This is a genomic window from Mucilaginibacter sp. OK268, assembly GCF_900103125.1.
Taxonomy (GTDB): Bacteria; Bacteroidota; Bacteroidia; order Sphingobacteriales; family Sphingobacteriaceae; genus Mucilaginibacter.
Genome location: NZ_FNJV01000003.1, coordinates 703,127 through 724,701, shown reverse-complemented (window position 1 = coordinate 724,701; position 21,575 = coordinate 703,127). Strand labels below are relative to the sequence as shown.

Annotated in this window: 15 protein-coding genes; 8 read left to right on the top strand and 7 right to left on the bottom strand. The window is 43.4% G+C overall.

The window, feature by feature from the left end:
* Positions 1-20 precede the first annotated feature (20 nt).
* The 3 genes from BLR84_RS13355 to BLR84_RS13345 all read left to right on the top strand — a co-directional run bounded on the left by BLR84_RS13355 (position 21) and on the right by BLR84_RS13345 (position 2,219).
* A complete protein-coding gene (locus BLR84_RS13355; RefSeq protein ID WP_090468672.1) occupies positions 21-770 on the top strand; it encodes an AAA family ATPase in 750 nt (249 codons plus the stop codon).
* Positions 771-1,029: 259 nt separating this feature from the next.
* Entirely contained in the window at positions 1,030-2,013 is a 984-nt protein-coding gene (locus tag BLR84_RS13350; protein ID WP_090468670.1) for a DUF2975 domain-containing protein, read from the top strand.
* A 2-nt stretch (positions 2,014-2,015) separates the two neighbouring features.
* Positions 2,016-2,219, top strand: coding sequence for a helix-turn-helix domain-containing protein (locus BLR84_RS13345; protein WP_090468668.1), 204 nt, complete (start codon positions 2,016-2,018; stop codon positions 2,217-2,219).
* A gap of 296 nt (positions 2,220-2,515) precedes the next feature.
* Here BLR84_RS13345 and fabV read toward each other — a convergent pair whose 3' ends face one another.
* Together fabV and BLR84_RS13335 are read right to left on the bottom strand one after the other, a co-directional pair.
* Entirely contained in the window at positions 2,516-3,709 is a 1,194-nt protein-coding gene (gene fabV, locus BLR84_RS13340; RefSeq protein WP_090468666.1) for an enoyl-ACP reductase FabV, read from the bottom strand.
* Between the two features lie 257 nt (positions 3,710-3,966).
* The gene (locus BLR84_RS13335) at positions 3,967-5,772 is read right to left on the bottom strand and encodes a right-handed parallel beta-helix repeat-containing protein (protein ID WP_090468664.1); all 1,806 of its coding nucleotides are present in this window, start codon (positions 5,770-5,772) and stop codon (positions 3,967-3,969) included.
* Positions 5,773-5,900: 128 nt separating this feature from the next.
* Here BLR84_RS13335 and BLR84_RS13330 point away from each other — a divergent pair, with 128 nt between their 5' ends.
* The gene (locus tag BLR84_RS13330) at positions 5,901-7,010 is read left to right on the top strand and encodes a DUF4097 family beta strand repeat-containing protein (RefSeq protein WP_143013899.1); all 1,110 of its coding nucleotides are present in this window, start codon (positions 5,901-5,903) and stop codon (positions 7,008-7,010) included.
* A 135-nt stretch (positions 7,011-7,145) separates the two neighbouring features.
* On the opposite strand, the gene BLR84_RS13325 is transcribed toward BLR84_RS13330, so the two are convergent.
* From BLR84_RS13325 to BLR84_RS13315, 3 genes are all read right to left on the bottom strand, one after another.
* Positions 7,146-8,129 (bottom strand): hypothetical protein, encoded by a 984-nt coding sequence (locus BLR84_RS13325; protein ID WP_090468660.1) that lies wholly within the window; start codon positions 8,127-8,129, stop codon positions 7,146-7,148.
* Between the two features lie 127 nt (positions 8,130-8,256).
* On the bottom strand, positions 8,257-10,221 hold the full coding sequence (locus BLR84_RS13320) for a M1 family metallopeptidase (protein ID WP_218128319.1): 1,965 nt from the start codon (positions 10,219-10,221) through the stop codon (positions 8,257-8,259).
* Between the two features lie 249 nt (positions 10,222-10,470).
* The gene (locus BLR84_RS13315; RefSeq protein ID WP_090468658.1) at positions 10,471-12,096 is read right to left on the bottom strand and encodes a sensor histidine kinase; all 1,626 of its coding nucleotides are present in this window, start codon (positions 12,094-12,096) and stop codon (positions 10,471-10,473) included.
* A gap of 254 nt (positions 12,097-12,350) precedes the next feature.
* On the opposite strand from BLR84_RS13315, the gene BLR84_RS13310 reads away from it, so the two are divergent.
* Together BLR84_RS13310 and BLR84_RS13305 are read left to right on the top strand one after the other, a co-directional pair.
* Positions 12,351-14,363, top strand: coding sequence for a thioredoxin domain-containing protein (locus BLR84_RS13310; RefSeq protein ID WP_090468656.1), 2,013 nt, complete (start codon positions 12,351-12,353; stop codon positions 14,361-14,363).
* A 25-nt stretch (positions 14,364-14,388) separates the two neighbouring features.
* Positions 14,389-14,886, top strand: coding sequence for an FKBP-type peptidyl-prolyl cis-trans isomerase (locus BLR84_RS13305; protein WP_090468654.1), 498 nt, complete (start codon positions 14,389-14,391; stop codon positions 14,884-14,886).
* A 748-nt stretch (positions 14,887-15,634) separates the two neighbouring features.
* Here the strand turns inward: BLR84_RS13305 and BLR84_RS13300 are convergent.
* Positions 15,635-16,324, bottom strand: coding sequence for a hypothetical protein (locus tag BLR84_RS13300; protein WP_090468652.1), 690 nt, complete (start codon positions 16,322-16,324; stop codon positions 15,635-15,637).
* Between the two features lie 63 nt (positions 16,325-16,387).
* On the bottom strand, positions 16,388-19,183 hold the full coding sequence (locus BLR84_RS13295; RefSeq protein WP_090468650.1) for a TonB-dependent receptor: 2,796 nt from the start codon (positions 19,181-19,183) through the stop codon (positions 16,388-16,390).
* Positions 19,184-19,322: 139 nt separating this feature from the next.
* Here BLR84_RS13295 and BLR84_RS13290 point away from each other — a divergent pair, with 139 nt between their 5' ends.
* Complete coding sequence (locus BLR84_RS13290) at positions 19,323-19,892, top strand: acyl-CoA thioesterase (RefSeq protein ID WP_090468648.1); 570 nt, start codon at positions 19,323-19,325, stop codon at positions 19,890-19,892.
* 457 nt (positions 19,893-20,349) lie between these two features.
* Positions 20,350-21,426 carry a fatty acid desaturase gene (locus tag BLR84_RS13285; RefSeq protein WP_090468646.1) on the top strand — a complete coding sequence of 359 codons (1,077 nt, stop codon included), beginning with the start codon at positions 20,350-20,352 and terminating at the stop codon, positions 21,424-21,426.
* The last annotated feature ends 149 nt before the right edge of the window (positions 21,427-21,575 follow it).

Here is a 21,575-nt window from a genome sequence, read left to right as displayed (position 1 = left end):
TTCCTTAAATTTACCAAGCCATGGAAGCAAAGCCCTATCTGCAGCAAATATCGCTTAAGCGCGAGTCGGTGTCGTCATTTGATGCGTACCCTTTTCATATCCCCGCGGTGAAGAATTTGTCGTCGATGGCTTTTCACCGGGATGTTACTTTTATTATAGGCGAAAATGGCTCGGGTAAATCAACGTTGATAGAAGCTATAGCCCTGCACCTGGGCTTTGGTATTGAGGGCGGCAGTAAAAGTATGCAGACCAAGACCCATCAAAATGCCTCGGTTTTGTTTGATTATCTGGGCAGCTCCAAAAGTTATCGCAAGCCCGCCGATTACTTCTTTCTGCGGGCAGAGAGCTTCTATAACGTAGCTACTTACCTGGAAGAAGCGGGTAAGGGGTTTATACAAGGTAACTATGGCGTGCCTTCCCTGCACGAGTGCTCGCACGGCGAATCGTTCATGGCCACGCTAACCCACCGGCTTTCGGGCAATGGCCTTTACATTTTTGATGAGCCTGAAGCGGCTTTATCGCCGGCAAGGCAATTGGCTGCCCTATCGGCCATTCATGAGCTCGTACAAGCCAATTCGCAGTTTATTATAGCTACCCATTCGCCTATTTTACTCGCTTATCCCAATGCAGTTATTTATCAGTTGGATGAGGATGGCATACACAAAGTAAAATACGAAGAAACCGAGCACTTCCTGATCACCCAATACTTTTTGAACAATCACGAAGCAATGACCCGGACGTTGATGGGGAATCCCCTGAATCTGTCTTAAGGGGACTACTTTTGCCCAAAATCGAAGTCATGCCGAACTTGTTTCGGCATCCCACAAGCAAGGTGTACGACATGGCTGTTAACCCTGTCCTGAGGGATCCTGAAACAAGTTCAGGATGACCTTTTATTTTTGTTTCTCATATGTATTGCATGTAGATTATGTTTCAAATAACAATAATTATTTATTGTAAAACAATAAAATATATTTGTTTTGCAATAAAGTATATTTATTATTGTATCACTAAACCGTAGATAGAATCATGAAGATTAAAATCAATACTAACCTGGTGGTTAATTTATTTATAATAGGTGTAATTGTTTTTTACGTCATTATAATAGGTGGTAGCTTTTTTTTTACAAGTGGTAATACCATTATTCATGGCAAAACGATGCCGGGTGATAGCTATAGCTGGAATAATCATTTACCAGACATCGATCCTTCTGCTTCTACAGACCTGCCTTATAGTCAATACCTGGACCTGAAAAATAAGATCAAAATTACACGCCTGTTAAAAAACGGCGAGTTTCTTGGTTTGGGAGGTGCCCAAATGGGAGGATTGATGGGTATGGGCGGCGGGATGCTTTGCGATACCTGTACCGTAGATCTCAATAGAGGGAATATACCGGGTATAAAACAATACTACATTGAACTTCCCGGCTGGAAGGTAAAGCATGCCACCTTTGACTATTATAATTTAGATTCTGTTGTATTTCATGTGGAACACAAGCAATCCTATATCAGGAAAGCCATTGTTGATAAAATAGTACCAAAAAAAGATGGATCAAAAAATTACAAGATCCACATGGCAGATATTCCGGTTAAATTCAGGTATAATACTTTACAGAACCATATCATGATACCCGTAAGTGAGCGGTTAAGGAATACAGTAAATATTGTGATGTTCGTTACGCTGATGTTGATGGTCGTTTACATATTTTACCTGATAGCGGCATTTTTGAAATTTATTGTTGATGTATCCAAAGGCTTTTCCTTTACCAGTGAAAACGTGTTCCGTTTAAAGCTTATTTCCCTGAGTTTATTGGGATTTCCGATAGTGTCGTTTTTACTCAACCTGCTGATGTACCCGGTATTCAGTAGTTATTTTACAGATGATGTTGTGTTGAATACCTGGGCATGGAGTAACGACTGGAAAATTATAGTTGTGGGAATTATATTTTTACTGCTGTTTAAAGCTTTCCGTCAAGGGAAGAAATTAAAAGACGAGCAAGATCTAACCGTTTAACGATGCCCATAGTTGTAAATCTGGATGTTATGATGGCCAAACGAAAAATGTCGTTAACCGAGCTTAGCGAAAAAATGGGTATTACTATGGCCAATCTGTCTATCCTGAAAACCGGAAAAGCCAAAGCCATACGATTAGAAACGCTGGATGCCATATGCCGGATCCTGAACTGCCAGCCAGGCGATATATTGGAGTATGTGGAGTAGGGTATTTTAAATACAGGGTGTCATGGTGAGCTCGTCGAACCATGGTGGGAGGCCTCTGCGCCCGAGTCTTCGACAAGCTCAGACTGACAGGCCTTTTTTCTATATGGTTTCGGAATTAATTGAATATGTCATTGCGAGCGATAGCGTGGACAACCGACCGGAGGGAGCTCATTAATACCGTAAAAAACAATTAACTGCATTAATAATCTCCTCGCGTTCTCACGGATAAGAACAGTGAGGAGATTGCTTCGTCGTTCCTCCTCGCAATGACATGATTAGTTGGTTGGGGTGAGGCTTTATCCTACCAATCCCGGTATCTCTACCATTTCGTCAACATCTTCCTGGTAATTTACACCGGGAACGTCAAAACCAAACAGGTTCAGGAAATCGGTTCTATAGCCTTTCAGGTCGCCCAGATCGGGTAGGGTTTCGGTGGTCGCTTCCAGCCATAGTTTGGCTATTTGAGCTTGCACTTCGGGGTTCATTTCCCAGTCGTCCACACGGATCCTGCCTTCTGCATCTGTAGGGATAGTGCCACCGGTAAACAGGCGTTGCTCAAATAAGCGTTGTATCTGTTCAATACAACCTTCCTGCGTGCCTTCGGCTTTCATGATCTTATACAGTAGCGAAATGTACAACGGAATAACCGGGATGGCCGAACTTGCCTGGGTTACCAGCGCTTTGTTGACCGATACCAGTGCTTTACCATTGATATCTTTCAATTGCTCGCTGATCTGTTTAGCAGTGGCCTCCAAATGATCTTTAGCTCTGCCGATAGTGCCTTTGCGGTATACCTTTTCGGTAACTGCCGGACCGATATAAGAATAGGCAACGGTAATAGCGCCATCGGCCAGTACGCCGGCGGCTTTCAGATCGTTGATCCAAAATTGCCAGTCTTCGCCACCCATTACGGCCACGGTATTAGCTATTTCTTCGTCAGTAGCGGAGTTGATAGAGATTTCGGATACCACACCGGTATGAAAATCGACGGTTTTATTTGTAAAAGATTCTCCAATAGGCTTTAATACAGAGTTATGGGTTATACCGGTTTTGGGGTTAGTACGACGTGGTGAAGCCAGGCTGTAGATTACCAGGTCAACCTGTCCCAGGTCCGCTTTGATCAGGTCGATGGTTTTTTGTTTGATCTCGTCAGAAAAAGCGTCACCGTTGATGCTTTTGGCATATAAACCGGCTGCATGGGCCTGTTTTTCAAAAGCGGCGGTATTATACCAGCCCGCAGATGCCGGTTTGCCGGGTGCCGGTGGCTTTTCAAAATAAACGCCCACGGTGGCCGCTCCCGATCCGAATGCGCTGGTGATTCTGGAAGAAAGACCGAAACCGGTGGACGCGCCAATAATGAGCGCTTTTTTGGTACCCGCAGGGTTGTTTTTTGATTTAACGTAATTGATTTGGTTTATTACGTTTTGCTCGCAGCCTTTTGGATGTGTAGTTAAACAAATAAAGCCGCGAATTCTGGGTTCAATGATCATAATGTAAAATTGATTTTAACAATATCGGGGGCATATATAAGAATTCTTTTTCTAAAATGGTTTTAAAATTTTTCAGGAAGGGGAGAAAGGGTGGGAATGGTACGGTGATAACACCAACCACAGGCTGAAATAAAGAAGTTGTCATTTCGAACGGAGAGAGAAATCTTCTGCTGCATATAAGGTCCCACTTGCACAGCGCAAAAGATTTCTCCTCGTACCTCGTTCGAAATGACAAGGCGTTTATTTTATCTTACAATCTAATTCCCAATAATATTCCCCGACACCTTTACATCCACACAATCTTTCAGCTCCAAACCCTTTTTAATATCAAAAGCCTTTTCTGCCTTGATGGTATTGTTATTAAAGATGATCCCCGAAGTGCTTTTGGCAGAAAGTACGTGCAAGCCCTGCAAGTTGAACTGGTTATTTGTAATAGTTATGTTTTGATGCACCGGGCCGTCTGACCGGGTGTTTTCCGGGCAGATGATAATAGCAGGTTCGCCGCATTGTATAAATTGATTATGGCGGATGGTTACGTTTTTGACCATGCCCGATTCATACCAGCTGGCGGCATCGTTGGCAATGGATATACCGCTCATGTGCGGATGCAGAAAAAGGGTGTTTTCGATCACTGTTTTACGACGCGAGGTGACCAGTATCCCCCGTGTAGGTATGCGGGCTACGGTATCGTGGTGGATCCAAATTTGGGGCGTCCAGGTTGTGTTTTCAATGACATCTGTTGGGTCGATATGCGCGGGAACAGGGGTTTTAAGCGTGAGCAGGAAATCTTTATCATTGATCTTATGCGCCTGCACTACCACATTGTTGCTGTATTCCCGCAGGCTTTCGGCATGGATAAAAGCTATACTATCGCCCGGGGTAAAAGCATCAAAACCATAGGTTTGGTTATGCATAAAACGCACCAGTACTTGTTGAGGCTTTGTGGTGTTGATCACCCGTAAATAAGTGCCGTGGATATTGATGGCATCGTCATTAGCAGCTGATAGATAGGAATTACTGATCTCGATCTTACCCCGGCAGCCCGAAAAATGCAGGATATCTGCCCAGGCGGCGCAGGTACGCCCGGAAGCTGGATCGGGCCGCACACTGATCCTATCCATACGGATATTCTGGCAAAATTGACTCACCACACCCATGCCATGCATAAAATTAATGTGGATGTTTTTAAGGGTAATGTTTTTACTGCGCTGCATAAATATGCCCGCGCAATCGCGGGTTACATCTCGGTTTTGGTATATCAACCCGATTTTAAAGCCCGGATTCTTTTTAAAATAAGCGCGCACCTGGTTGGTGCCTGTTTCGGTATACCGGATACCATCTACCGCAATATCCGTACGCTGCAGATCCCCGGTTTGCGGGTCGAGTACCTGCCATAACCAGAAGGGTTTGTGTTGCCAGCCTTCTCCCTGCCAGGTCAACAGGCTGTCTTGAATGCTGTATTTTGATTCGGGATGAATTTTTAAATCGGCAAAATGCTCGCCGGTATTGACTACCTGTAACTCAGATACGGTAGGGCGATAATAATCATAAGTGATGCCATCAATGCTGATGTTTTCGCTGTGATCAACACAGGTTTCGATCATTTTACCCCGCATCACCAGTTTGGCGCCACGCGCTTTGATGTCCACAAACCGGCAATTGTTTACATATAAAGCGATGGCTTTCATTCCGTCGGGTACATCATTGGTATTGGAGATCTGGAATTGTTTTTTTAAAGCGCCATCAGGGTAAAAATTATAGATTCCGGGCGCGAAATTAAGAGTAATGTGCGCCGCACTGCTTCCTTTGGCATTTAATATTAAAGAGTTATGGAAATCGCCAGGGGTTATGATATTCACCTGATCGCCGGCTAAAAGGGTCAGCTGGTTGAGTGGGGCAAATGTTTTCCAGGCATGGCGGCTGTCTTTACCTGTATTTTGATCGTTACCGGTTTGCGGGTTAATGTAATATATCGTTTTACTTTTCCTTGCTTGTGCCGGGATGGAGCAAAAAAGTATCAGCAGAAAAACAGGCAATATCAGGAGCAGGTGGTGTTTTTTCATATCGGGCAGAAAAATAGAAAAAATAGTGGCAGCGTTTATGATTATTTTTTGTTGTGCAACGCGCCGGAAAATTGTTTGTCATTTAAAGCAGAAAAGTATCACTATAAAAAAATTAAATGACCGACAACATGAAACCTAAGCTCATTTTATTATGCCTCATTGCCGTAGTATTCGGAATAAATGCGGCAAACGCGCAAGCACCGTCTGATAATGACAACACCCGCGTGGATACGGCTTTTGTTCCCCTAATTACGAAAGCTGTACCGAGCCCGTTTGAAGCTGAATACTCCGACACCGATCTGAAAAATAAAGTGGAGAACGGCGAGGTGAAAGAAAAAGTTAAAACCTATAGCAAGGTTTACCCGGCAGCCAGCAATGATGAGTTAAAAATAGAAAACAGCTTTGGCGAGGTATCTGTAAACACCTGGGACCGCAAGGAATTTAAGATAGAGGTACAGATAAAAGTTTACGCCAATGTTGATGCCGACGCCAACAAGTTTCTGGATGTTATACAAATAAACGATAGCAAAACGGCGGGACTGGCATGGTTTAAAACCGTAATTGGCGACAATGGCAGCCTGAGCCCCGAACTATGGAAAGGGGATGGCAACAACCATATCAAAAAAATAGAGATCAATTATGTGGTTTACATGCCGGCAAAAAATATGCTGAGCATCAATAATAAATATGGCAACACCACTTTACCAGATCTGCAGGGAAAGGTAACTATACACAGCTTTTATGGCAATTTGGAAGCAAAAAGCCTGTCAAATCCGCTGAGTGAGATAAAAGTCCGCTCCGGCGATGTTGTTATCGGTAGCCTTACAGGTGGTAGTTTACAAATAGCCTATGGCAGCCTTAATATAACAGACGGCGATAAATTGAATGCCGATATCAGCTATGGTCCGGTTAAAATAGGCACCCTACACACTTCCGCAAATATTAAGGTTAAATATTGCGGTAAACTCCAGATAGCTGGTCTGGATAAAAACCTGAAAATGCTGGATATCACCGCGTCTTACTCCGGGGTAAAAGTAGGTATCGATAACAACGAAAACGCCAACTTTGATATCACCACCTATTATGGCTTATTTAATTACGATAAGGCCCACACCAGTATGTCGGGTAAAACACCGGGTTCCGAACCTCAACGAAATTATACAGGTCAGTTAGGTAAAGGCAACCCAGATAAAACAATCACCATCAGATCTAATTTTGGGCATGTAGATTTTAATTAAGAAGAGGTAATACAATAATATTCAAAGGGAGGTGTCACCCTGGGCCCCGTCGAAGGGTAGAGCGTAGAGGCTCACCCACCATGCTTCGTCGGCGCTCAGCATGACACCACTTTTAAGATTATTATCTTAATAACTCTAAGGCGTAAGTATCTCTATTTTTCCATGCCCGCTTATAGCTATTTGTTTGGTTTGCCGGTTGAATACGATTTGCGGCAATTGTTCATTCTGACCGGTTATAGCGGAGTTTTGTTTTCCGCTGTCAAGCGTTTCATCTTTATCAATTATTTCGCCGGTATGGATATTGATGATCTTGGGAAATAAATACATATCCCATGCCTGGTCTTCATCAATCGCAAACAGGTTGCCAAACTCGCCGTTTACCTTAACGGGTTTGGAGATCAGGTTGGTTTCCAGGTACCAGATAGCTATATGTTTTGGTGGGAAATTGTTAAGAGAAATATCAGCCTCATCGTTAAAAACCTCACCCGATGTGCCGACAAGGACCCTGGTATTATCGATAAAACTGGCCGTACAGATTTCTGTATCCGCATCCGGACTTAAAACTGAGTGGTCGAGCATTAAAGGATTTCTCAGGCATTCATTTATGTCAAAAACATACACAACATCTACAGGATGCCAATGCCAGCCTTTACTCATTAAGAATTTACTGTCGCTGCTTATTTCCAGTCTTGAATAAAACTCGTCGCCGGCATTTCTTTGCGGTATGTTGGTGACAATTTCGCCGGTTTCCACATTTTCAAAATCAAGCTGACAATAGCTTATGGGGCAATGAATCAAATAGGTGATATTGTTTACCGTAACAAAAGCTGCCGGATATTCATATACATTAGCACAGTAGTAGCTACGGTTAATTTCTCTCAGCAATTCTCCCTCTTTTAGTAAAAGCCCTTTTGTGCCCAGTTTTTGATAGATGAAAGCATACTTGCCATCGACTGAATTAATTGAACCATCGAAGTTGAGTGTGAGATGATACTTATGAAGCTGCTTTACCTGACCGTCCATAAAATAATGTGTTCCTGCCGCGCCCCAATCAACTATGGTATTACCAAACCAACTAATCGTATACAGAGAGCTTGTAGTTAATGTTTTTCGTTCCATGATAAGGATTCGGTTGATATATTTAATTTGAAAGGCATTCGCGGCACAGTATTACTAAAGTCCTAATATAAAAAAAGCGATAGGTAAAACACCCATCGCTTTTTAAAAATTGTCAAACTCAAACTCACTAATTTTCCTCGTACTTGTTATTTCTCAGGTCAACATCCGGCAATTCATGCTCCGGATCGATCACGATAGATTTAATGGCCGATGTGGATGGATATTTAAAGGTCCACACACCGCCGCGCTGCCAGATGTTTACCGGTAGGTGAAGTGTTTCGGTTTTACCGTTAGCCTGGGTAATCTTCAAATCAACAGGCATGGCCATTTTTTCTTTATTGGATAGCGTGATCATGGCGCCTTTAGCAGCGTCGTCCTGTACATATTTAACCGAAGTAACAGCCTGGTCAAGTTTCCAGGTGGTAAAGAACCATGGTTTCCAGAACCAGTTCAGATCTTCGCCGCTGGCATCATTCATGGCGCGGAAAAGGTCATATGGCAGCGGGTGTTTAAACGCCCAGTGCTTAATATACTCGCGGAAAGCATAATCAAAACGCTCGGGCCCAAGCACTACGTTACGTAATATATCCAAACCTAAAGCGGTTTTATTATAGTACTGACCATAATCATTTAAACCGATGGCCTCGGGGGCGGTCATTAAAGGATCTTTGCTGTTGCGGTAGGAGGCCAGTATGTTCTGTGCTTGTTTTGATGGATCGGCATACTCGCCGTTGTTAAACTGCTGACTGGCATATTCATTAATAAAAGTGTTAAAACCTTCGTCCATCCACATGTATTTGCGCTCGTTTGAACCCACAATCATCGGAAACCAGTTGTGGCCGATCTCATGCGTAACATCGCCCCAAAGCTGACCTTTTTTAAAGTTGCTCAGGCAAAATATAGCGCCAGGATACTCCATACCCAAAGCCACGCCCGATACATTAACGGCCGAGTTCCATGGGTATTCAAAATAAGCTTTGGAATAGATCTCCATACTGTTTTTTAAGTATTCTGTTGAGCGGCCCCAGGCATCATTACCAGCGCTTTCAACCGGATAGGCAGACATAGCGATACCTTTGCGACCCGAAGGGAAATTAACCTGCGCGGCATCCCATATAAAGGCGTTGGAAGCGCCCCAGGCAATATCGCGGGTGTTTTCCATTTTATAGTGCCAGGTTAAGCTGCCTTTGAACGGACGGGTAGAAGCTTTGCCTACTTCGCCCGGTTTAATAATCATTTCTGTTTTATCGCTGGTTTTGGCTTTGGCCAATCGGCTAAGCTGGGCAGCACTAAGCACTTCTTCCGGGTTTTGCAGATCGCCGGAGCCTACTACGATCATGTTGGCAGGAGCGGTGATGTAATAATCAAAGTCGCCATACTCGCAGTAAAACTCGCCCAGGCCCATGTAGGGCAGGGTATTCCAGCCTTCTACATCATCATATACGCACATACGCGGGTACCATTGTGCAATCTCATATACATAACCTTGTTTGAATTTTTTACGACCCATACGGTCGGCGCCATAAAAAGGAATAGCAAAATCATAGTTGATCTTTACCTGTATTTTTTCGCCTTTACCATCCAATGGGGTATTCAGGCGCAGCTGCATGCGCGCGTCGGTGATAACTGGGGTTACAGCATAGGTTTCTCCTTTGTAAGTCACGCTTACCGAACCGATATGATACCCGCCGCGGCTAAATCCGCGAACATCAAAACGATCACCGGATACGGGCGTAGTTGCCGCGCCGCGTGAGTCGGGGCGGAAAAGGTTCTGATCCAATTGCAGCCACAGGTAATCCAGTTTATCGGTACTGTTATTAGTATAGGTAATGGTCACTTCGCCGGTAATGGTAGTATCGCGACCTTCGTTTAATGTAGCTTTAATCTGGTAATCGGCACGGTTTTGCCAGTAATTGGCAGCTGGCTGTCCACTGGCAGAACGGGTGCCACCGCTGGTAACCGGCCAGGTAATAGGGCCAAATACATCCTGGTGATTATATTTAGAGGTATCGGCAGTTTGCGCTGCCACGGGTATTGCACCGGCTAATAAGCCCATGGCGCATAAAAAGTCGATCAGTTTAAAATAGCGCATTTGAATTTTTAATAATAAAGCCGCAAATAAAGGGAAATAATTTGTGAACTTGGTAATTTGAATACTTAACCGATTGCGTATAAGCGAATTTTATGAGTGGGTAATGGTATTGTTACGGTTTAAATAAGAAACGCGTCATTGCGAGGTACGAAGCAATCTCTATGCTATACAGAGTGATCTACTAATCGGGGATTGCTTCGTACCTCGCAATGACCCGCGGAGAAAAAACTTTACATTAAAGCCACTGTATTAATTAAGATTTATTGAACTTTCATTGAAGATTAATTTAAACGCAGCGCCATTTCCGGGCGAACTCATCACTTCTATCCTGCCTCCCTGCGATTCTATCTGAGTTTTGACTAAAAATAAACCAACCCCATGGGCATCTTTTTGTTGGTGAAAGGTTTTATAAAGACCGAATATTTTTTTTCCATGTAAATCAAGATCTATTCCCTGGCCATTATCCCGGCACTCCAACACCGTTTCATTTTGCTCATTCTTATATGTTTTTAAAATAATGTGCGGCTGTTTATTAACCATTTTGTATTTGATGGCATTGGAGATCAGATTTAAAAGGATGCTTTCCAGATAGATTGGTGGAAAATTGACATGACTAACTTCTAAATGCAATTCAACTTCGGTATTACTGGTTGTTAATTCCAAAGCAATAACGCCTAATACTTTTTTGATGAGCGTATTAAAATTGATAATTTCTGATTTGATCGTGCTTTCTTTTACTTTGATAGCCTCAGATAAATCATCCAGCGTTGCGTTTAGTGATTTTGATACGTTATCTAATTTCCCAAAAAGTTCCGCATTTTCAGGATCCATGGTTTCTGTGTTAACCAGGGATGTCACCAAGGATATGTTATTTGCATGATTTCTGATGTTGTGCGATAAAATATGTGTGAAGTTTTTAAGTTGCTGATTGCTTTGGGTAATTAATCCAATAGATTTATGAAGCGCCATTTCGGTGGATTTATACTGGTCAATATCGATAAAAACACCCCTCAGTTTTACTAATACTCCTTTTTCGTCATACAAAGGTTCGCCTATTGACCTTACCCATAGTGTGTTTTTTTTAGCGTTTATCATCAATAGCTCTACATCCCATTTAACACCTTCGGCATGGGCCCTGGTCAAGGCATCTACTAACATCTGCCTGTATGGTTCCAGAAAATAATTCATCATACCATTTTCATCTACGGCAAAGTCATAGGGGAGGCCATAAATATCAAATACCGTTTTTGACCAGGTTATTTTATTCTGAATAACATCCAGTTCCCAGCCACCTACCCGACCTATTCTGCTTGCTTCTGATAATAAAAACTCGCTCGCCGCTAATTTTTCTTCTATAACACGTCTTTTGTCGATCTCGGCCTCCAGTTCCGTAACAGTTCTTAATGTAAACACCAGCGGAAGGATCTTATAAAGAGCATATACCGTAAATATGGATACAATAGCGGTTATAAACCGAATCAAAGCACTTAAACGGTAAGCTGGCCACCAGAATATAATAACATCTATTAAGTGCGTTAAACCACATAAGAGTATAAATACGATGAATAACCAGAATACTTTATTAAAAGGGATGTCCTTTCTTTTGACAATAAGACGGATCAATAAAAAAGGGATGGCAAAATAAGCTGCCCAGATACTTGCATCAGATATGATGTACAACCAGCCATGAAAATCGGTCCAGTTTCCGCAATGCCAGCGCGGGGGCCAATCATTGGTGTTGAGAATTTTGCTAAAAAAATCTTTGATTTGATCAAAAGTACCGGTATTTAAAGGATGAGGTTTTGCAATAACAGATGGGCAGGCTGTTGAACTGCAAACCGCATGGTTACTTAGGTTAGGGGTATTAGAAGTCATTACAAACGTGTTGTTTTGTCGATTTATGTCAATAGTTATTAAAAAGGGTCAATAAATATAAATTATTACAGGATAGTGATTTGTGAAAATATGTGCCGCACGTAAAATGTCTCAATAATTTTGAAATACCTACTTTTTGTAATAAAAAGAATAATTATTGTGCTTTTATACGGGATATATACTTTGAAGTTACTATTGATGGTTTACGGGTACATTTAATATCCGCATCTTTGCTATCAAATAATACATCTGCTATGAATCGCCTGGCTAATTCGTCATCCCCATATTTATTACAACACGCCAACAACCCGGTTAACTGGTATCCCTGGGGCAAAGAGGCTCTGGATAAAGCCAAAGCCGAGAACAAACTGATCCTGGTGAGCATCGGTTACTCGGCCTGCCACTGGTGCCACGTGATGGAGCATGAAAGCTTTGAGGACGAAGCCGTGGCTGCTGTAATGAACGAATTTTTTGTGTGCATCAAAGTCGACCGGGAAGAACGCCCCGATGTCGACCAGATTTATATGAGCGCCGTGCAACTGATGAGCGGCAGGGGAGGCTGGCCTCTGAATTGTATCTGCTTGCCCGATCAACGACCTATTTATGGGGGTACTTATTTCCGCAAGAATGATTGGACTTCTCTGCTTTTTAACCTGGCCGATTTTTATAAACAAAAACCCGAAGAGGCTGAAGAATATGCTGTACGCCTTACCGAAGGTATCCAAAACTATGAATCGGTTCAGTTTGTAGGGGAGCAACCGGAATATACCAAAGCCGATCTGGAAGTGATCAGCGATAACTGGAAACGATATTTTGACCAGTACGAAGGCGGCACCGGCAATGCGCCCAAATTCCCGATGCCTAACAACTGGCTGCTGCTGATGCGCTATGCCCACCTCATGAAGGATGACGCGATAGCTGCCCAGGTAAAACTCACCCTGCATAAAATGGCCTTTGGCGGTATTTATGACCATATAGGTGGCGGCTTTGCCCGGTACTCGGTTGATGGCCGCTGGCATGTACCCCATTTCGAAAAAATGCTGTATGATAACGCGCAGCTCATCAGCTTGTACTCCGAAGCTTATACCTGGAACCCCGATCCGCTTTATGAACAGGTGGTGGAGGAGATCATTACGTTCTCGACCCGGGAACTGGCTTCGCCTGAGCTTGGTTTCTATTCGGCACTGGATGCCGACAGCGAAGGGGTGGAGGGCAAGTTCTACATCTTTACCAAAAAGGAAATCGAAGAGATCTTGGGCGAAGATGCCGCCGAACTGTTCTGTATTTACTACCATATTACTGATGATGGCAACTGGGAAGAGGAGCATTCCAACGTATTATTCCGCCGCGAAAGCGATGAGGAACTGGCAGAACAATTAGGTTTAGGGGTTGATGATCTGCTATCGGAGATCAAAGCATCCAAAAAGCGTGTATTTGAAGTTCGCCGGCATCGCATCAGGCCAGGTCTGGATAATAAAATACTGGCTTCCTGGAACGGGTTGATGTTAAAAGGCCTGTGTACAGCTTACCGTGCCTTTAATAATCCAAAATACCTGGAACTGGCACTGCAGAATGCCGGGTTTATCCTGAATAACCAGGTAAGTCAAAATAGCAGGATCTCAAGAGTTTATAGTGCCAATAAGACAGGCGAAACTCCGGTAGCTTTTTTGGATGATTACGCCAATATTATTGATGGTCTCATCGCCCTGTACGAAGTTACTTTTGATGAAGACTGGCTGCAACAGGCCAAAAAACTGACTGATACGGCTATCGAACATTATTACGATGAAGTGAACGGCATCTTTTTTTATACTGCTGATGATGACGAACAGCTGATAGCCCGCAAATCCGAGATCATGGATGGGGTAACGCCGGCCAGTAATTCGGCCATGGCGCTTAACCTGAAAAAGTTAGGCTTGCTTTTTGATAACGAAGGCTATGCAGCGGTTTCGGCGCAGCTGTTACGCAATATCATGCCGCAACTGGCTAAATATGGTACAGCTTATTCTAACTGGACCTTATTATTACTGGACGAAGTGTTTGGTATTTATGAGATAGCGATAACAGGCAACGAAACCGAAACTGTGCGAAGGGAAATAGAAAATAATTACATCCCCAACAAAATAATCTTGGGTGGTAAAAAAGGAAGTTTACCTTTGTTGCAGGATAAGTTTGGTCAATCAACACAAATTTTTATTTGTAAAGATAAAACCTGCGGATTACCTGCCAATAACACGGCCGATGCTTTAAAACAATTAGAGGCCTGATTGCTTATTTAAAAAATACTTTACAATGAAGATTGAACCACAGCACGTAGTGTCATTAACTTACGATTTGTATGTTGACCAGGATGGAGCAGAAGTTTTAACCGAAAGCGCCACACAAGAACAACCATTAACCTTTTTATTTGGTGCCGGCCAGATGCTGCCCAAATTTGAAGAAAACTTAAGCACGCTGTCAACCGGCGATACTTATGAATTCAGGCTTTCGGCAGCGGATGCTTATGGCGAATATGATGAAGAAGCTGTAGCCAATCTGCCTAAAGAAATGTTCCAGGGTCAGGAAATTCCTGAGATCGGCAGCATTTTGCCTTTACAGGATAACAATGGCAACCGCTTCCAGGCACAGGTAGTATCTGTTGCTGAGGACGCTGTTATTGTTGATCTGAACCACCCTATGGCTGGTCAGGAACTGCATTTTAAAGGCAGCATCTTGAATGTACGCCCGGCTACGCCAGAAGAATTATCACACGGCCATGCACATGGCCCGGATGGTCACCACGCTCACTAATTTTATTGATATAAAATAGATAATAAAAACGCCGGACTTCATGCCCGGCGTTTTTAGTTTAAATATGTCATTGCGTAGCGCGGCAATCGCATGCTATACAGAGCCGTTTAGCCAAGCGTATACCCGCTCTTGGCCGCGGGAGGGCCAGTCACTTTTGTCGCCACAAAAGTAACCAAAAAGGCTTCAGCAGAAATGCTTCTTTGCCGCACATAGCCTTTACCCCGCAAACCAGGCAGAACCACGGGCTGCAATTATTTTGCCCAACTTCGTTCGCTCATTTCCCTTCGCTTCAGCAAAAACTTGCTATGCCCTTGCCACCGCACCGGCCACCATCGTTCTGCCCGCTTTCGCCCGAAGCTTATCTGCTGACGGGGGAGGAAAACCTTTATGTTATACAACTACTTTTGTCACGCTGAGTTTTAAAATCCGGGCCTCTGAAGGTGAAATGATATGTTACACTAATGTACATTTATAAAAACTATGTCATTGCGAGCGTAGCGTGGCAATCTCCTCGCTTGTTTATACGCGAGCGAGGAGATTGCTTCGTCGTTCCTCCTCGCAATGACATGAGGGGGGTATGTCATGCTGAACGGTTGAAGCATCTATTGTGAGACAAGCATATTGAAGAAGATCCTTCGTTCCTCAGGATGACAAAACTTTTTTAGGTTGCAGATATCCGCGGTCATTCGCAATAACAAAAAATCCCGGTAATCCTTTAATCGGCTTAATCCTGGTTCGGACTAAATCACTAATTAATCTCCAATCCTCCCTCATTATCTATCCAGCACCTCATCATGATGCGGCAACCTATAGGATCGCCGTTTACGGTGGCGGGTATAAATATTTTATCTTCTTCGTTGGGCATATCGGTGCTCATGTTAAATACTTTATGATAAGTCAGTCCGCTAAATATATGCACCTTAAAATCGGCCAGGCGGCCACCCGGGCTTACCAATAATTCAATAACGGCATAGGATGCGGTGCGGCTGATACTCATGAGGGCCTCGGGTAATTTAAATACTTTGAGGTAGGGGATGTAACCAAAATACCGGCCACCGGCTTTAACGGGTTTGGCGGTACGGTCAGAATCGGTTAATGCTTTATCTACAAAATACCGCAGGTTTGAGGTGGTATCTTCAACAGCTTCAAATAGTAAAGTCTTTTGGGTATAGTCGTAATTTTGAAGCAAGCGACCCTGCGGATCATAAAAATGCCAGACACCTGTTTTTTTATCCTGATTAAAGCTGCCGCTCGCCACGGCTATGTTTTTTTCGGTTACAGCCTGGTACAGGCCCTGCCGGGTACTTTTATCGCTCTTGAGTACCGATATCCGTTCGGTTATCTGATCGGTAAGGCGATGTTTACGTATTACGGTTTCCTGGGCAAAACCAGTGTTTAAATAAAAAAGCAGGGCGATAAATAAGGTTATAATTTTCAACACAATTCAATTTTGGTAAATATAAAACAGGTTTTACGTAATGTCAAAACGCCGCTCCTTAAATTAACCCAGGCCGCCTCTGCGTCCACCACCACCGCCACCATTCCTGCGACCACCACCGCCCGAAGGCCGGCTTCCTTTAAACTTTTGCAAACGCAGGGTGAAGGAAAGCATAAAATATCGGCCCAGCCTATTAGTACGTGTATCGATGATCTGGTTGCCGGATACGGTACGGCTTACGCCCTTGTTTTCGTTGAACAAGTCGAAGGCCTGGAAACGTAAAGAGGCGATGTGTTTGGCCAGAAACTGGTATTCTATGTAACTACTCAGCAGGGTAGGGTTAGCCTTTACCGTGCTGCTGAAGCCGTGGTTGATGGTTTGTGTTAAGTTATAACCCAATACCCAGGCGTAAAAGAAATAATTGCGACCATCCAGTCCCAGCGTCCAGGTACTGGCATCTGTGTTTAGGGATGATGGCAGGCTGTAGCGGGTGGTGTTAACGCTGTAGTTAGCACTTAATTCGCTGTCCATAATGCTATCTATATCCACCCTAAGTTTTAAGCCCTGGTTCCATACCCAGTTTTTGCCCAGGTTGCGCTGATCTTCGATGAAGGATACGTTGTTGCTGTAACCCGCACTGCCGTTTAATGATACGGTAAACTTGCGCTCGGCAAATGGTTTGGAGAAAGAATAATTACCGTTCACGTTATAAAGACCATTGGTGTTCATGTAGCGGGTTTCCTGTATGGTGTTGTTGCGTTGGTTAGCGTCGTTACCCGTTGATCCTGTTGCGGTTGAAACAGGTGAGGTGTTGGTTACTATGGCATTCTGGGTTTCTGAAAACGACAGGTTGGTGAACAACGAATTACCGCTGGCGATATCAAACTGATTATAACGCAGGTTTAAGCTATTGGTAAATGATGGTTTAAGATCGGGGTTACCATACACCCGGTTCTGCGGGTTTGAATAATCGGGCTGGATCTGTAATTGTGTAAACGAAGGCTGACTATTAGAGCCACTGTAATTGATGGTGAAGGAATGATTACGCGAAAAATTATAGATGAACCTGGCCGTTGGTATTACATTAAAGGTATTGGTAGTAGTGCGGAAGTTGTGTGATTCGCCCTCCAGTGTTGATGGCTGCACGGCCATGCCAATGGTATAATTATACTTGGCGCCTATCCCTCGGATATTTAAACCGAAACGATTGGTGATAAACTGGTAATTGTAAATGGTGCTCAATGAATCGACAAAGGTTTGACTTCCTGTTATAGGATCAACCCGGTAGTTATACCGGTTATTATCGGTGTTGGAATAACTGTAACCATAATTAGCTTCCAGGTAAGTTGTTTTGCCGATAGGTTCAATGTATGATAAATGTACGTTTGCCCGCCGCGAGTTGTTATTGCTGTTGATTTGCTGAAAAAGCGGGGTTACAATGGTGTCCTGCCGGGTAGTGTATTGATCATTTAATGCCTGATCGCTTTCAGACAAGCTTAGGCCGGCGCTAACGCTAAAATTGCGACCCTTTTTATGAAACTTATGATTGTATAATACATTGATGCCCCCGCTTTTTGAGGTGGCATCGGTTAATGCCAATTCGTTACCTGTAACCAGGGTGCCGTTACGGGTATTGCTGAAAGTGTCGGTACTGATGGTATTGGAGATGCCATATGAAAAACTGGGATTTACCTTGAGATAATTAGAAGTATCGATCTTGTACTCCATATTAAAATCAAAACGATGGTTTATGCCGCGGTTCCTGTCGTCGCTATTATCATTATTGATGAGTGTGCCTGATTGAAAGAGGTTTTGCTGAACGGTAGCGCTATTCTGATCCTTGTCTTTATCGGCAAAGCTATAACTGCCGTAAACGGTTATCTTTTTACCCCAATCATCGCGGTAATTGGCACCTATTGAGCGGTTGGTGGTAATGCCATTAGCGGTACTGATCTGCGAGCCCCCGCTGCCACCACCTCCGCCACGACCGGCCCTGCCGCCACCACCGCCTGCGCTACCGATGTTAAACGAGTTGGTATTGGTGTTATTAAGCGTACCGATCAAAGCTATCTGCCGGGCATCCAAGAATGTATTGGCCGACAGGCGCGCCTGGTACCGGTCATCATTCCCAACACCCACGCTACCCTGGCCAAAGTTGCCCCGGCTTTTACCTTTTTGTATGGTAATGTTCAGGATCTTGTCGGGGTCGCCGGTTTTGATGCCGGTAAGGTTGGCCTGGTCGCCATAATCATCAATCACCTGTATATTCTCCACAATATCGGCCGGGAGGTTTTGGGTGGCGGTTTGCACATCACCGGTAAAATAATCTTTTCCGTTAACCCGCACTTTACTTACCTGTTTGCCGTGGGTCGTTACATTGCCATCCTTATCAACACTTACACCAGGCAGTTTTTTAAGCAGATCCTCCACCGGCGAGCCTTCGCGTACTTTGTAGGCGCTTGCCTTGTATTCTACTGTATCTTCTTTAATGGTGATGGGGTTAGCTTCGGCCACCACGTGTACCGTTTTCAAAAAGTTGGTTTGTACCTGAACTTTTATCGGATCGAGTTTGATGGGTTTGGTATCATTATCCATCACATAGCGGCGTATGAGGGTTTGATAGCCAATGCCGCTTATCGTTATTTTAAAGTTTTTTGAACTAACCGCCGGAAAGCTGAATGCACCTCCAGGGCCGGTAGCAGCCGTGAGACTATCTTTATCTGATATCAACTTTACATTAACACCGGGTACTGCACCAACACTGTCTATAACGGTGCCGCTTACCTTACGGCTTTGCTGTGCAAGGGTTCGTGTTATAAACAGAGAGCAAATGAGGATGAGTAGTAGGTGTTTGGTCATAGTTCAGGTTTAAAAGTGCTTTATTGACCATAAAGATTTGATTAAGTTTAATATATTAAACGTGTGTAATACTATTGTTGCAGAAATTGGCATTTTGATGCTTAAACTTGTAACGAACTTATAACAAAACTGATAACGCATGACAGCCCTGACCGATCAAGCCGATTACAAAACGGTAAGCTTTTCGCAAACTACTATCACCGAATTGATGATACCTTCCTACTCCAACTTCGGAGGAAAGATTCATGGGGGTATTTTACTGTCGCTGATGGATAAGGTGGCCTATGTATGCGCCGCCAAACATGCCGGTAATTATTGCGTAACGGCATCAATTGATACGGTTGATTTTTTACAACCGGTGGAAGTTGGCGAACTGGTATCGCTCATGGCATCGGTTAACTATGTGGGCAAAACTTCGTTGGTGGTAGGTATCCGGGTGATATCGGAAAATATCAAGAACAACTCTGTGATGCACACCAATACCAGTTACTTTACCATGGTAGCCAAGGACGACAACAATAAGCCGGTAAAAGTACCCGGACTGATATTGGAAAACCGCGAACAGGTGAGGCGTTTTATTGAATCGCGCAGGCGCAAGGAGATCAAACAAAGCTATATGCAAGAAGTAGAGCAGATTCAGATGCCCGATAATTACGAACATTGCATAGCCATGCTCCTGGGCGAACGCTGCCTGGTAGCAGGGGAGTAAGGCAAAAGGCAAAAGGATATTATGTTAAGTGATTGAAATCCAGAGAATCCTTTAATCTGAAAAAATTATGGTTCAGCCAAAAATCAGCGGGATCAACGTAATCAAAAACATCAGCGGTAACTTTCTGACATTTATTTGACATTGGATGAAATAAAGTATCTACTTTGGAGTTTAAACTATAGGTATTAAATATAATACCCTTCGCTCTTCACGAATTAACCTGCATCAAATGGAAGGACTTAACCGTCACTAATCAATATACACCCATACTACTCCTACCAATTGTCTATCCCACTTACAACTCAAAGGAATATTCCGAAAAGGGTTTAAGTTTTAGCAGGGATTGGGCACAACATAATATATCTTTAGAAGATGACAATTCGGTGATATTATATCGCTACATTGTGACCGACTAATTATCCCCTTTAAAACTATTTACTATTAACCCACGAACTTAATGGCTTTTTTAAACACGGTACTTGAACCGCCTTCGTACGGCTGGACGGATGAAAACGGTGACCTCGCGAAACCCTCTAACGGCAAAATTGTAAAAGAATTTTTTTTAAGACTCAATGTATTTAAAGACAAAAAGAACTGGCTGTCGTTTTTAAGCTGGTTTTTGGTACTGGCTTTGGTGCCATTTTTAGGTCTGTTTATATTTAAATATTTCAGTATTGTTGGTTTAATAGTGGCATTTGTGTACAGCATGATCATCATGGGTACGCATGGTACTATCTGGCATCACCGGTATTGTACGCATAGCGCTTATACCTTCACAAATAAATTCTGGCGCTTTTTTACCCAGAACCTTACATTGAAGATCATTCCTGAAGAGATCTACGCGGTATCGCACCATGTGCATCACGCGCTTTCAGACCAACCCGGCGATCCTTATAATGCACAAGGCGGCTTTATGTACTGCTTCCTGGCCGATGTAAATCACCAGCCTATTGCCCGCAATATGGATGAGGCTTGCTATAAAAAATGTGTTAAGCTCATGAATCATGTAGGCGTTACACCCAATACCTATAAACAATACCAAAAATGGGGAACCATTGCTAATCCATACCGTACTGTTGTAGGCATTATATTAAACTGGGGCTTCTGGTTTGCTGCATTTTACCTGATGGGTGGTATGCCATTGGCTTGTGCCGTTTTTGGTTCGGCCGGTATCTGGGCCGTTGGCGTGCGTACCTTTAATTATGAAGGTCATGGTAAAGGCGAGGATAAACGTCGTGAAGGAACCGATTATAACCGCGAGGATATGTCCATCAATCAGCTGTGGCCGGGCTATGTGGCCGGCGAATGGCATAATAATCATCATTTGTTCCCAAACAGCGCCCGCTCTGGTTTTAAATCGCATCAGCTTGATCTGGCCTGGTGTTACATTAAATTTTTAAGTTTGATAGGAGCAGTGAGTTCCTACCGCGATTCTAAGAAACAATTTCTGCTGGAGTATTGCACCGTGAAACCGGTTGTTGGGCCAATTGCCCAATACCCGCAAACAGCTAAAACCTTGCTCGTGGTTGAATAATAATTAACCAATACTAAATAAAATTAAAATGGAGTGATAGCTAAGCTATCACTCCATTTTTTGTTAAAAACACACGCATAAGGAATAAAGACAGGTAAGTAAAATATATGATACGGTTAAAATAGTACTATACTATTTACAATCGGATT

Coding starts and splice junctions, on each gene's coding strand:
- BLR84_RS13325 (WP_090468660.1), bottom strand. CDS start 8,129: ATGGAACGAAAAACATTAACTACAAGCTCTCTGTATACGATTAGTTGG.
- fabV (WP_090468666.1), bottom strand. CDS start 3,709: ATGATCATTGAACCCAGAATTCGCGGCTTTATTTGTTTAACTACACAT.
- BLR84_RS13350 (WP_090468670.1), top strand. CDS start 1,030: ATGAAGATTAAAATCAATACTAACCTGGTGGTTAATTTATTTATAATA.
- BLR84_RS13295 (WP_090468650.1), bottom strand. CDS start 19,183: ATGACCAAACACCTACTACTCATCCTCATTTGCTCTCTGTTTATAACA.
- BLR84_RS13285 (WP_090468646.1), top strand. CDS start 20,350: ATGGCTTTTTTAAACACGGTACTTGAACCGCCTTCGTACGGCTGGACG.
- BLR84_RS13290 (WP_090468648.1), top strand. CDS start 19,323: ATGACAGCCCTGACCGATCAAGCCGATTACAAAACGGTAAGCTTTTCG.
- BLR84_RS13315 (WP_090468658.1), bottom strand. CDS start 12,096: ATGACTTCTAATACCCCTAACCTAAGTAACCATGCGGTTTGCAGTTCA.
- BLR84_RS13355 (WP_090468672.1), top strand. CDS start 21: ATGGAAGCAAAGCCCTATCTGCAGCAAATATCGCTTAAGCGCGAGTCG.
- BLR84_RS13330 (WP_143013899.1), top strand. CDS start 5,901: ATGAAACCTAAGCTCATTTTATTATGCCTCATTGCCGTAGTATTCGGA.
- BLR84_RS13310 (WP_090468656.1), top strand. CDS start 12,351: ATGAATCGCCTGGCTAATTCGTCATCCCCATATTTATTACAACACGCC.
- BLR84_RS13345 (WP_090468668.1), top strand. CDS start 2,016: ATGCCCATAGTTGTAAATCTGGATGTTATGATGGCCAAACGAAAAATG.
- BLR84_RS13335 (WP_090468664.1), bottom strand. CDS start 5,772: ATGAAAAAACACCACCTGCTCCTGATATTGCCTGTTTTTCTGCTGATA.
- BLR84_RS13320 (WP_218128319.1), bottom strand. CDS start 10,221: ATGCGCTATTTTAAACTGATCGACTTTTTATGCGCCATGGGCTTATTA.
- BLR84_RS13305 (WP_090468654.1), top strand. CDS start 14,389: ATGAAGATTGAACCACAGCACGTAGTGTCATTAACTTACGATTTGTAT.